Genomic DNA, 12,867 nt, shown 5'->3' on the forward strand with positions numbered 1-12,867 from the left:
AAGCCTATTCCAGCGCGACGTTTACGGCAAATCCTGAATGCGAAACAGCCCGCACGGGGCGGGCTGTTCGGCGATCCAGCAATGACGTTGATCGATGCGATCAATCGTCGTTCTTGGACATGTCTTCGTCGGCGACCACTTCGGCGGCGGCCCACTCCAGCGCTTCGCGCTCGGCGCGCTCACGCTCGGCCTTCTCGACTTCGTCGATCAGCGCGTTGTCGATCTTGCGGGCGGCGATTTCGCGCAGCGCCAGCACGGTCGGCTTGTCCTCGGTCTCGCTGTTGTCCAGCGTGGCCTGCACGCCGTTGGCGAGCTGGCGGGCACGCTTGGAAGCCATCATGACCAGTTCGAAACGGTTGTTAACGACTTCCAGGCAATCTTCTACGGTGATGCGGGCCATACGGGCTCCCGGCGACCGGTCGGCCGCTCAGTCGAATGAGGGAAAGGGGACGGAGTGTACTGGCAGGGGCTGGACAAAATCAAGCCAACCCCCACCCGATTCTTTTGGAATCAGTCAGTTGCGCCCGGATCGGGGGTCAGCAGCGCCTGGATCAGGCCGGCGTGGCGGACCTTCTGGGCCTCCCGGCGCAGGCGGCTGGCGGTGAAGATGGCGCACAGCTCGTCCACGGCGGTGTCGAACACCTCGTTGACGATGACGTAGTCAAATTCGTTGAAGTGCAGCATTTCATCGCGGGCCGCGCCCAGGCGCTGGGCGATGACCGCCTCGCTGTCCTGGCCGCGCTTGCGCATGCGGTCCTGCAGGGCCTGCTTGGAGGGCGGCAGGATGAACACGGTGACCGTGCCCGGCACCAGCTGGCGCACCTGCTGGGCGCCCTGCCAGTCGATCTCCAGCAGCACGTCCTGGCCGGCGGCCAGCTGCGGCTCCACCGACTGCCGGGCGGTGCCCTTCCAGTCGCCGTGCACCCAGGCATGCTCGAAGAAGTCGCCGTCGGCGATCATTTCCTCGAACTTCTCCGCAGAGACGAAATGGTAGTGCTGGCCGTTCACTTCACCCGGACGCATCGCGCGCGAGGTGAAGGAGATCGACAGGGCGATCTGCGAATCACGCGCCAGGGTGGCGTTGACGATGCTGCTCTTGCCGGCGCCGGACGGGGCGGCAACGATGTACAGCGTGCCGCGCGCGATGGCGGCCGACGGATTCGACGGGGCGCTCATGCGGGGGATCCAACGGGTTGATTTCGCAAAGTTTTTCCTCGGTGTTCCGGATCCGGCGCGGAGGATCGCGCCAGGATGGCGGGGGCTGCGCGGAACATCCTGGAACCAGGCCCGGCAGACGCTTCCCCGGGGTGCGGGCACGCAACTTTACCAGAGCGGCCCCTTCCCGCGCCCGCCCGGCCGGTGCCGGCCCTAGTGCCACATGGGCATCCGGGGGCCTGTGCTATAACCGCCGCGTACCTACCGACAGCCGGGTGGTCTGCGTGCCGCCCCGCCATCCAAGGAGAACGGCATGCCCTCGATGAGTCGCCGCCAGTTCCTGAAGGTCACCGGGACAACCCTGGTGGGCTCCAGCCTGGCTTTGATGGGCTTCGCGCCCGGCATTGCGCTCGCGGAGGTTCGGCAATACAAGCTGACCCGCGCGACCGAGACCCGCAACACCTGCACGTACTGCTCAGTGGCCTGCGGCATCCTGATGTACAGCCTCGGCGATGGCGCCAAGAACGCCGAGCCGAGCATCTTCCATATCGAGGGCGACCCGGACCATCCGGTCAACCGCGGCACGCTGTGCCCGAAGGGTGCCGGCCTGGCCGACATCATCCACAGCAAGTCGCGCCTGCTCTACCCCGAGTACCGCGCACCGGGCTCGAACGAGTGGAAGCGGCTGAGCTGGGACGATGCGCTGGACCGCATCGCGCGGCTGATGAAGGAAGACCGCGATGCCAACTTCGTGCAGAAGAACGAGGCCGGGCAGACGGTCAACCGCTGGCTGACCACCGGCATGCTGGCGGCCTCGGCCACCAGCAATGAGACGGCGGTGCTGACCCACAAGGTCGTGCGCTCCCTGGGCATGCTGGCATTCGACAACCAGGCACGTGTCTGACACGGCCCGACGGTGGCAGGTCTTGCCCCGACGCTAGGCCGTGGTGCGATGACGAACCACTGGGTCGACATCAAGAATGCCGACCTGATCCTGATCATGGGGGGCAATGCCGCCGAGGCGCATCCGTGCGGGTTCAAATGGGTGACCGAAGCCAAGGCACACAACAAGGCCCGCCTGATCGTGGTCGATCCGCGCTTCAACCGCTCGGCCGCGGTGGCGGACGTGTACGCGCCGATCCGCACCGGTACCGACATCGTGTTCCTGGGCGGCCTGATCAACTACCTGTTGACCGAAGACCGCATCCAGCACGAGTACGTGCTGAACTACACCGACATGTCGTTCCTGGTGAAGGACGAGTTCGCCTTCAAGGACGGCCTGTATTCGGGTTACGACGCGCAGAAGCGCAGCTATGACCGCTCCAGCTGGGACTACGTGTACGGCGATGACGGTTTCGTGCGCAGCGACCCGACACTGAAGGACCCGCGCTGCGTCTACACCCTGCTCAAGCAGCACTACGCGCGCTACACCGTGGAGATGGTCGAGCGCATCTGCGGCACGCCGGCCGACAGCATCCGCCAGATCTGGGACATGATCGCGTCCACCGCCGGCAAGGACAAGGCGATGACCATCCTGTACGCGCTGGGCTGGACGCAGCACTCGATCGGCGCGCAGAACGTGCGCGCCGGCACCATGGTGCAGCTGCTGCTGGGCAACATCGGCGTGGCCGGCGGCGGCATGAATGCACTGCGCGGGCATTCCAACATCCAGGGCCTGACCGACATCGGGTTGATGTCCGACCTGCTGCCCGGCTACCTGACGCTGCCGAAGCAGGACGAGCAGGACTACGACGCCTACATCGCCAAGCGCACGCAGAAACCGCTGCGCGCCAACCAGATGTCGTTCTGGCAGAACTACCCGAAGTTCCACGTCAGCCTGATGAAATCGTGGTGGGGTGATGCCGCCACCGCCGACAACAACTGGTGTTTCGATTACCTGCCCAAGCTCGACAAGCCGTACGACATGCTGCAGGCGTACGAGCTGATGAACGAAGGCAAGATCCACGGCTACATCTGCCAGGGCTTCAACCCACTGGCCTCGGCGCCGAACAAGGGCAAGCTGATCAGCGCGTTCTCCAAGCTGAAGTTCATGGTCAGCATGGACCCGCTGGAAACCGAGACCATCGCGTTCTGGCAGAACCACGGTGCGTTGAACGACGTTGACCCGAGCACGATCCAGACCGAGGTGTTCCGCCTGCCGACCACTTCCTTCGCCGAGGAGAACGGCGCGGTTGTGAACTCCTCGCGCTGGCTGCAGTGGCACTGGAAGGGCGCCAACCCGCCGGGCGAAGCGCGCAGCGACATCGAGATCATGTCCGAGCTGTTCCATCGCATCAAAGCGCTGTACCAGAAGGACGGCGGCGCCTGGTGGGAACCGGTGCGCGACCTGGCCTGGAAGTATTCCAACCCCGAGGTACCGACGCCGGAAGAGCTGGCGATGGAATACAACGGCAAGGCGCTGGTGGATGTATTCGACCCGAAGGATCCGACCAGGCTGGTGCGCAAGGCCGGTGAACAGCTGGCCGCGTTCGGCGACCTGCGCGATGACGGCAGCACGTCCTCCGGCTGCTGGATCTACATCGGTGCCTGGGGCCCGACCGGCAACATGATGGCGCGACGTGACAACAGTGACCCGACCGGCATCGGCAATACGCTGGGCTGGGCCTGGGCATGGCCGGCCAACCGCCGCGTCATGTACAACCGCGCTTCGTGCGACGTGGCCGGGCAGCCGTTCGACCCGCGGCGCACCCTGCTGGCCTGGAACGGCAAGAACTGGGGCAGCGTGGACGTACCGGACTTCAAGGCCGACGAGGACCCGGCCGGTGGCATGGGCCCGTTCATCATGAACCCGGAAGGCATCGCCCGCTTCTTCGCCAAGGCCGGCATGGCCGAAGGCCCGTTCCCGGAGCACTACGAGCCGTTCGACACTCCGCTGCGCAGCAACCCGCTCAGCCCCGGCCAGGCACAGACGCTGAACAACCCCGCCGCCCGCGTGTTCGCCAGCGACCGTGCGCAGATCGGCTCGCCCGATGAATTCCCGCATGTGGCCACCACCTACCGCCTGACCGAGCATTTCCACTTCTGGACCAAGCACGGCAAGCTCAACGCCATCATCCAGCCCGAGCAGTTCGTCGAGATCGGTGCCGCACTGGCCGACGAGCTGGGCATCAACAACGGCAGCCGCGTGCGCGTGAGTTCCAAGCGCGGCCATATCGAAGCCGTGGCGATGGTGACCAAGCGCATCAAGGCCCTGCAGATCGATGGAAAGACCGTGCACCAGGTGGGCATACCGATCCACTGGGGTTTCCTCGGTGCGGCCAAGCCCGGCTACATCGCCAATACGCTGACCAACGCCATCGGTGACGGCAACTCGCAGACGCCCGAATCGAAGTGCATCCTGGTCAAGGTCGAGAAGGTGTAGGAGACACGCCATGTCACTGCAATCGCTGGACATCATCCGCCGCTCGGCCACCACCACGCCTTCACCGGAAGCACGCGGCGCGCATACCGGACAGGTCGCCAAGCTGATCGACGTGAGCAAGTGCATCGGCTGCAAGGCCTGCCAGGTCGCGTGCATGGAGTGGAACGACCTGCGCGACGAAGTCGGCAGCTGCGTCGGCAGCTATGACAATCCGCCGGACCTGAGCGACCAGTCGTGGACGGTGATGAAGTTCCGCGAGTACGAGGACGAGAAGGGCAAGCTGGAGTGGCTGATCCGCAAGGAAGGCTGCATGCACTGCAGCGACCCGGGCTGCCTGAAGGCCTGCCCGTCACCCGGCGCGATCATCCAGTACGCCAACGGCATCGTCGATTTCCAGGAAGAGCACTGCATCGGCTGCGGCTACTGCGTGACCGGTTGCCCGTTCGACGTGCCGCGCATTTCCAAGAAGGACCACAAGGCCTACAAGTGCACGCTGTGCTCGGACCGGGTGGCGGTGGGCCAGGAACCGGCCTGCGTGAAGACCTGCCCGACCGGCGCGATCACCTTCGGCAGCAAGCAGGCGATGACCGAGCATGCCGCCGGCCGCGTCGAAGACCTGAAATCGCGCGGCTACGAGAACGCTGGCCTGTACGACCCGCAGGGCGTCGGCGGCACCCACGTGATGTACGTGCTGCAGCACGTGGACAAGCCCGAGCTGTACGCCGACCTGCCCAAGGACCCGCGGATCAGCCCGATGGTGGAGATCTGGAAGGGCGTGGCCAAGCCGCTGGGCGTGCTGGCGATCGCCGCCACTGCCTTTGCCGGCTTCCTGCATTACATCGGCATCGGCCGCAATACGGTCAATGACGAGGAAGAAGAGGAAGCCGAGCACGAGGCGAAGACCATCGACGAGGAGCAGCGGCCATGAAGTACGCACCGCACCCGCGACAGATCATCCGCTACCGCGCGCCGACCCGCATCAACCACTGGATCGTGGCGATCTGCTTCGTGCTGACGGCACTGTCCGGACTGGCATTGTTCCACCCTGCCCTGTTCCCGCTCACCCAGCTGTTCGGCGGCGGACCGTGGACGCGCATCCTGCACCCGTTCGTCGGGCTGGCCATGGTGGCGGGCTTTGCCTTGCTGGCCCTGCGCATGTGGCGCGACAACCTGCCGACCGCCGACGATGGCAAGTGGATGCGCGGCATGCGCGATGTGCTGCGCAACGAAGACGAGCGGCTGCCACCGGTGGGCCGCTTCAATGCCGGGCAGAAGCTGCTGTTCTGGGCCATCATCGGCTGCCTGTCGGCGCTGCTGCTGACCGGCTTTGTGATCTGGCGGCAGTACTTCAGCCACTTCTTCCCGATCGGGGTGATCCGCTTCTCGGTGCTTGCGCACGCGCTGTTCGGCTGGGTACTGATCTGCGCGATCGTGGTGCACATCTATGCGGCGATCTGGATCAAGGGTTCGGTGCGGGCGATGACCCAGGGCAAGGTGACCTACGGCTGGGCGTACAAGCACCACCGGCAGTGGTTCCGCGACATCCTGCGCGGGCGCCGGGAACAGGGTTAGCAGCAGGGCCTGCGGCCCTGCACCCGCTTCAAGCCAAGGCAACAACAGCTATCGGTGGGATGGCGAGGTCTGATGGTGGGTGCCGACCGTTGGTCGGCACTGATCGAATCCCGACCAACGGTTGGGATCCACCTCTGTAGAGTCGAGCCACGCTCGACTGCTTTGACATTGGCACGCTGGACGCCAGCGCCGACAACGGCGAGGATGGAGCCTGGTTCTTCCGGCTGGCCCTGCATGGCGCAACGCATCCTTGAACCCGGTGAGATCGAGACGCTCGCCTCGCGCGACGTCCCCCGCATCATCCTGCCCGATCCAGCATCGCTGTTCACCGATCGCGCGGCGCGCCTGCGCAGCCTGGCCGCGCACAGTGCCATCGGCGGTTACCTGCAGCTGCTGGCGGCGCTGGCCGATGCCCAGCAGGCACTGCTGGATGAAGTGACACCGCAGCGGCGCGAGGCATTGCAGGCGCAGGCGCGCGCGCAACAGTCAAGCGCCGCTGCCGGTGCCGGCATGCCGTTGCGGCCGGCCAACACGCTTCAGCTCGATGATGGCTGGCGTGACTGGCTGCGCATGCTGTGCCAGCACTGCGCCGATGAAGCCGGGCTGCCGGCAGAAACACGGCAGGAGCTGCAGCGTGTCGCCGCCGCCGATGACCGCTGGCTCGATGCACAGGCCCATGCGGTGCTGGAGCGTGATGACGCACCGCCGGTGGATGCAGTGGCTGCGTTGCTGGTGATGAATGCATTGCAGGTGTACTGGGCCGTGCTGGCCGCCAGCTTCCGCGCCACCGACCTGAAACCACTGGCCGACGCACCCGGCCTGTGCCCGCTGTGCGGCACCCTGCCGGTGGCCAGCATGGTGCAGGCACGCCCGCCCTACGCGTCCTACCGATACCTGTCATGCTCGCTGTGCGCCTGCCAGTGGCACTACGTGCGTGTGCAGTGCAGCCAGTGTGGCGCCGCCGGCAAGGACATCGCCTATCGCGCGCTGGCCGATGTGGACGGTGACAGCGGCGAGGCTGTGCGTGAGAGCGCGGTTCGCGCCGAGACCTGCGATCACTGCCACAGCTACCGCAAGATCCTGTATCTGGAGAAGGACCCGCAGCTGGACCCGGTGGCCGACGATCTGGCGACGCTGGCGCTGGATATCCTGCTGGGCGAGGAAGGCTACGCGCGTGCCAGCCAGAACCCGCTGCTGTGGCAGGCCGACGGCGACTGAACCGATGCCACGCACCCGCCCTGCCCCGGCATCCTCCGCTGCGCTGCCTTCGCTGGATCGGCTGCTGCGCCTGCCGGCGCTGTCGGCACTGATCGAAGGCCACGGCCGCAGCCGCATCACCCAACTGCTGCGCTCGCAGGTGCAGACGCTGCGCGAACGCGTCAGCGCCGGTGCGCTTTCGGCCGAGCATCTGCAGCAGGCGACCGAGGGCCCGGCACTGGTTGCGGCGCTCGAGGCGGTACTGGCTACCAATGCCCGCCAGAGCCTGCAGCCGATGTTCAACCTGACCGGCACCGTGCTGCATACCAACCTGGGTCGCGCCCTGCTGCCGGAGATCGCGGTGCACGCGGTCACCCGCGCAATGACCGCGCCGGTCGATCTGGAGTTCGACCTCGACCGCGGTCGCCGTGGTGACCGCGATGCACGGGTGCAGGCACTGATCTGCGAACTCACCGGCGCTGAAGCCGCCACCGTGGTCAACAACAATGCCGCGGCGGTGTTGCTGCTGCTCAACAGCCTGGCCAACCGCCGCGAGGTGGTGGTGTCACGCGGTGAACTGGTGGAGATCGGCGGTGCCTTCCGTATCCCCGATGTGATGCGCAGCGCCGGTGCACGGCTGCGCGAAGTGGGCACCACCAACCGTACCCACCCGGCCGATTTCGCCGGCGCCATCAACGCGCGTACCGCGCTGCTGATGGAGGTGCATGCCAGCAACTACGCCATCACCGGGTTCACTGCCAAGGTCGACACTGCGGCGATGGCCACCATTGCCCACGGGCACGGCCTGCCGCTGGTGGTGGATCTGGGCAGTGGCAGCCTGTGCGACCTGGCCACCTTCGGCCTGCCATCCGAACCGACGGTGCAGGACGCGCTGGCCGCCGGTGCCGATCTGGTCTCGTTCAGCGGCGACAAGCTGCTGGGCGGGCCGCAGGCGGGCATCATCGCCGGCCGCGCCGACCTGATCGCACGGATCAACCGCAACCCGCTCAAGCGCGCACTGCGAATGGACAAGATGAGCCTGGCTGCACTGGAAGCGGTGCTGGCGCTGTACCGCGAACCTGAGTACCTGGCGCAGCGCCTGCCGACCCTGCGTACGCTGGCGCGCACGCAGCAGGACATCGATGCGCAGGCACAACGCCTGCTGCCGCCGATGCGGTCCGCGATGACGGACGACTACCGCATCGAAGCGGCGCCGATGCACAGCCAGATCGGCAGCGGCGCACAGCCGCTGGCGCAGCTGGCCAGCGCGGGATTGCGCATCACCTGTACGCGTCGCGGGGGACTGGACCGTTTCGCCAGGCACCTGCGCCAACTGCCGCAGCCGGTGCTGGGGCGCATTGCCGATGACGCACTGTGGCTGGATCTGCGCTGCCTGGAGGACGCAGACGAAGCCGATTTCCTCGCCCAGTGGAGCGCGCTGCAGGCATGATCGTCGGCACGGCCGGGCACATCGACCATGGCAAGACCCGCCTGGTACGCGCATTGACCGGCATCGAGACCGATCGCCTGCCGGAGGAACGCACGCGCGGCATTTCCATTGAGCTTGGTTACGCCTATGTGCCGGTCGATGCGACCGCCACACTGGGCTTCGTCGACGTCCCCGGCCATGAGCGCTTCGTGCACACCATGGTAGCCGGCGCCACTGGCATCGACGTTGCCCTGCTGGTGGTCGCCGCCGACGACGGCGTGATGCCGCAGACCCGCGAGCACCTGGCGATCCTGCAGTTGCTGGGCGTGGATCGCGGCGCGGTGGCACTGACCAAGATCGACCGGGTGGATGTGGCGCGCATTGCCCAGGTGGAGATCCAGATTGCGGCACTGCTGGCGCGTACGTCACTGCAGGATGCACCCGTATTCGCCTGCAACAGCCTGGATGCCGATGATGCGGGTGTCGCGGCACTGCGCTCCCACCTGCACGCGTGGGCCGCTGGCACCGACAGCGCGCACCCGGCTGAACGGCAAGGCGAACTGTTCCGCATGCCGGTGGACCGCGTGTTCTCGCTGGCGGGCCACGGCACGCTGGTGACCGGCGCGGTGCACGGCGGTGTGATCGGCGTCGGTGCACACCTGCAGCTGATGCCGGCCGGCAACGAGGTTCGCGTACGCAGCATCCATGCACAGAACCAGGCCAGTGAACAGGCCATGGCGGGGCAACGCTGCGCATTGAACCTGGCCTCCATCGCCCGCGATGCGATCGACCGCGGCGACTGGATCGCCGATCCGCGCGCACTGCTGGCCACCACCCGCGTCGATGTGCGCCTGCGGCTGCCTGCGCTGGCGGCGCCGTTGCGCGATTGGGCACCGTTGCACATCCATTGGGGCACGATGCACCGGCAGGCCCGCGTGGTGCTGCTGGAAGACGACGATCACGGCAATGGGCAGCTCGTGCAGCTGGTGTTCGATACGCCAGTCTGCGCGATGTGCGGCGATCGCTTCATTGCCCGTGATTCAGCCGCCACCCGCACGCTGGGTGGTGGCATCGTGCTCGATCCGGATCCGCCACAACGGCGCCGGCGCAGCCCGGCTCGACTGGCCTGGCTGGGGGCGCTGGAGCAGCTGGCGGCCGGCGCCGGCAGCGGCCCGCTGCTGCTGCAGGCGCCCGCCGGTGTTTCCCTCGCCGCCCTGCAACGCTACTGCCGGCGTGCGATCGAGCAGATTGAACTGCCCGAGGACGCACGGCGCATCGCGACCCGCCAGGACACCGTCATCATTCTTGCCGCGCACTGGCAGGCGCTGCGCGATCAGGTGGTCAGCTCGCTGCGCGATTGGCATGAACGGCGCCCGGACGAGCCCGGTGTCGACAGCGGCCGCCTGCAGCGCAGCACCCTGCCCGCTCTGGCGGTGAGCCTCTGGAACGCGCTGCTGCAGGACCTGCTCGACGATGGCAGCGTGCAGCGCGTGGGCGCCTGGTGGCGCCTGCCCGGGCACGACCATGCGCCACCGGAGCGCGAACGCCTGCTGCTGCAACGGGTGCTGCCTCGGCTGCATGCCGGCGGCTTCGATCCGCCCTGGGTGCGTACCGTGGCCACTGATCTCGGCCTCGCCGAGGATGAGCTGCGCGCCGTCCTGCGCCGGGCGGCGGCACGCGGCGACCTGTTCCAGATCGTGCCGGACCTGTTCTATGCACCGGCGCGTATCGCCGAGCTGGCTGCCATCCTCGCGCAGCTGTCACATGCCACCGGCACTGTGGACGCGGCGGCGTTCCGCGATGCCATCGGCCTGGGTCGCAAGCGCAGCATCCAGATCTTGGAGTTCTTCAATCGCGTTGGCTACACTCGACGCGTCGGTGACCACCATCGGCCGCGCGGCGACCTGCAGTGGAACGCCCCGCACGGTTGAGCGCAGCGGCATCGCCGTACTTTCGGAAGGCATGCGCATCCGGGCATGCGGCTGGGCTTCAAACCCAGTAGGGGGCGTCGATCGCTCCCTGGTAGGTTCGACTCCTGCTGCCTTCCGCCATTCGTGTTTCCGCAGGAGATGCCGGCATGGCCACGCATGCGCAGTCCCCCACCGCTTCCACGGCCGAGGCCCCGCCGCGATTGACCTCGCTGGCCCATGGCGGCGGCTGCGGCTGCAAGATCGCACCGGGCGTGCTGTCTGAACTGCTGCGCGGTGTTCCAGCACTTCCCGCACCGGCTGCACTGCTGGTCGGCCGTGAGACCAGCGATGACGCAGCGGTGTACCAGCTGAACGACGACCAGGCGATCGTCGCCACCACCGACTTCTTCATGCCGATCGTCGATGACCCGTTCGACTTCGGCCGCATCGCCGCCACCAACGCGCTGTCGGACCTGTACGCGATGGGTGCGCGCCCGTTGTTCGCGCTGGCCATCGTCGGCATGCCGATCAACACGCTGCCGCAGGACACCATCCGCGGCATCCTGCAGGGCGGGGAACGCGCCTGCGCCGACGCCGGCATCGTGGTTGCCGGCGGCCACAGCATCGACGCGGTGGAACCCATCTACGGCCTGGCCGCGATCGGTGTGCTCGATCCGCAGCGGCTCAAGCGCAATGCCGATGCCCGCGCCGGCGATGTGCTGGTGCTGGGCAAGCCGTTGGGCGTGGGCGTGTACTCGTCGGCGCTGAAGAAGGAACGGCTCGATGCCCAGGGCTATCGGCAGATGCTTGATTCGACCACACGGCTCAACACCGTCGGCGTGCCGCTGGCGGCACTGGACGGCGTGCACGCGATGACCGACGTCACCGGCTTCGGCCTGCTCGGGCACCTGCTGGAAGTGTGTCGCGCCAGTGGTGTTTCCGCCGACGTGGACAGTGCCCAGGTGCCGCTGCTGCCTCAGACCCTGGAGTTGCTGCAGCGCGGCTGCGTAACCGGCGCCTCCAGCCGCAACTGGGCCTCGTATGGTGCCGAGGTGCGCTTCGCCGATGGCCTGGCCGCCCATTGGCAGCCGCTGCTGACCGACCCGCAGACCAGCGGCGGCCTGCTGGTGTCGTGCGCCCCGGAGGCGGTGGATGCGGCGCTGGCCTGCTTCCACGAAGCGGGGTTCGGCCAGGCGGCCGTGGTCGGGCGGTTGAGCGAAGGAACGCCGGGCGTCCGCGTGGCCTGAAGCGAGGAAGGGCGCCCCAAGGCGCCCCTCCAGCATCACTCGATGTTCTGCACCTGCTCGCGGATCTGGTCGATCAGAACCTTCAGCTCCACCGCGGCATTGGAGGTACGGCTGTCCACCGACTTCGAGCCCAGCGTGTTGGCTTCGCGGTTGAACTCCTGCAGCAGGAAGTCCAGGCGGCGGCCGACCGGCTCGCGCTGCTTGAGCACGCGGCGGATCTCGGCGATGTGACTGCCGAGGCGGTCCAGTTCTTCATCCACATCCAGCTTCTGCAGCCACAGCACCAGCTCCTGCTCGGCGCGGCCGGGATCGACCGGGTGCGGCAGATCGGCCAGGCGGGCGGCCAGCTTGGCGCGCTGGCCGTCGCGAATGGCCGGAATCAGCGTGCGCACTTCGGTGGCGATGCGTTCGATGCCGTCCACGCGCTCGGCGATGGCGGCGGCCAGCTTGCCGCCTTCGCGTTCACGCGCCTCGATGAAGCCATCCAGCACCTGGTCCATCAGGGCCAGGGCCTCGGCCTGCAGGGCGGGCGCATCGGTGGCCTCGCCGCGGGTCACGCCCGGCAGCTGCAGCAGATCGGTGAAGCTGACCTGCAGGTTGGGGAAATCGGAGGTCAGGCGGTGCGCCAGGCGCCCCAGCTGGCCCAGCAGCGCCTCGTCCACCTGCAGGTTGGCAGCGGCCTCCGGTGCGCGCAGGCGCATCACCAGATCCAGCTTGCCGCGGCTCAGGCGCGCGGCGATGCGCTCGCGCAGCTGCGGCTCCAGCGCCCGCAGTTCCTCGGGCAGGCGGGTGCCGACCTCCAGGAAACGGTGGTTGACCGAGCGCAGCTCGCAGCCCAGCGTGCCCCACGGGGTGACGCGCTCGCCGCCGGCATAGGCGGTCATGCTTCGAATCATGGAATGTGTCCGGTGCGTGCAAAGGGGGAATGGTACCCTAGCGCCCTCACCAGAGCCCCCTTGCCCGCCCCGTGAAGGC

General features: G+C 67.4%; 10 protein-coding genes and 1 tRNA gene. 8 read left to right on the forward strand and 3 right to left on the reverse strand.

Annotated features, from left to right (window positions below; all coding sequences use genetic code 11):
- Nucleotides 1-100: 100 nt before the first annotated feature.
- Nucleotides 101-400, reverse strand: coding sequence for a DNA-directed RNA polymerase subunit omega (gene rpoZ / locus AC5YGJ_RS13065; RefSeq protein WP_005410877.1), 300 nt, complete (start codon nt 398-400; stop codon nt 101-103).
- A 110-nt stretch (nt 401-510) separates the two neighbouring features.
- Entirely contained in the window at nt 511-1,176 is a 666-nt protein-coding gene (gene gmk, locus AC5YGJ_RS13070) for a guanylate kinase (RefSeq protein WP_249842979.1), read from the reverse strand.
- A 292-nt stretch (nt 1,177-1,468) separates the two neighbouring features.
- On the opposite strand from gmk, the gene fdnG reads away from it, so the two are divergent.
- The 8 genes from fdnG to selD all read left to right on the forward strand — a co-directional run bounded on the left by fdnG (nt 1,469) and on the right by selD (nt 11,892).
- Nucleotides 1,469-4,537 (forward strand): formate dehydrogenase-N subunit alpha, encoded by a 3,069-nt coding sequence (gene fdnG, locus AC5YGJ_RS13075; RefSeq protein ID WP_249842978.1) that lies wholly within the window; start codon nt 1,469-1,471, stop codon nt 4,535-4,537.
- Between the two features lie 10 nt (nt 4,538-4,547).
- On the forward strand, nt 4,548-5,465 hold the full coding sequence (gene fdxH, locus AC5YGJ_RS13080; RefSeq protein ID WP_496186776.1) for a formate dehydrogenase subunit beta: 918 nt from the start codon (nt 4,548-4,550) through the stop codon (nt 5,463-5,465).
- Entirely contained in the window at nt 5,462-6,109 is a 648-nt protein-coding gene (locus AC5YGJ_RS13085) for a formate dehydrogenase subunit gamma (RefSeq protein WP_496186777.1), read from the forward strand. Before fdxH ends, AC5YGJ_RS13085 begins: the two co-directional genes overlap by 4 nt.
- A gap of 234 nt (nt 6,110-6,343) precedes the next feature.
- A complete protein-coding gene (gene fdhE, locus AC5YGJ_RS13090) occupies nt 6,344-7,327 on the forward strand; it encodes a formate dehydrogenase accessory protein FdhE (RefSeq protein ID WP_496186778.1) in 984 nt (327 codons plus the stop codon).
- A 4-nt stretch (nt 7,328-7,331) separates the two neighbouring features.
- The gene (selA, locus tag AC5YGJ_RS13095) at nt 7,332-8,756 is read left to right on the forward strand and encodes an L-seryl-tRNA(Sec) selenium transferase (RefSeq protein ID WP_496186779.1); all 1,425 of its coding nucleotides are present in this window, start codon (nt 7,332-7,334) and stop codon (nt 8,754-8,756) included.
- Entirely contained in the window at nt 8,753-10,666 is a 1,914-nt protein-coding gene (gene selB / locus AC5YGJ_RS13100; RefSeq protein WP_496186780.1) for a selenocysteine-specific translation elongation factor, read from the forward strand. The genes selA and selB overlap by 4 nt, the downstream gene beginning before the upstream one ends.
- A gap of 24 nt (nt 10,667-10,690) precedes the next feature.
- A tRNA-Sec gene (locus AC5YGJ_RS13105) sits at nt 10,691-10,786 on the forward strand.
- 26 nt (nt 10,787-10,812) lie between these two features.
- The gene (selD, locus tag AC5YGJ_RS13110) at nt 10,813-11,892 is read left to right on the forward strand and encodes a selenide, water dikinase SelD (RefSeq protein WP_496186781.1); all 1,080 of its coding nucleotides are present in this window, start codon (nt 10,813-10,815) and stop codon (nt 11,890-11,892) included.
- Between the two features lie 35 nt (nt 11,893-11,927).
- Here the strand turns inward: selD and AC5YGJ_RS13115 are convergent, their stop codons facing one another.
- Nucleotides 11,928-12,788 carry a YicC/YloC family endoribonuclease gene (locus tag AC5YGJ_RS13115; protein WP_057498412.1) on the reverse strand — a complete coding sequence of 287 codons (861 nt, stop codon included), beginning with the start codon at nt 12,786-12,788 and terminating at the stop codon, nt 11,928-11,930.
- Nucleotides 12,789-12,867 lie beyond the last annotated feature (79 nt).

Source organism: Stenotrophomonas sp. CS3K5, assembly GCF_059515225.1.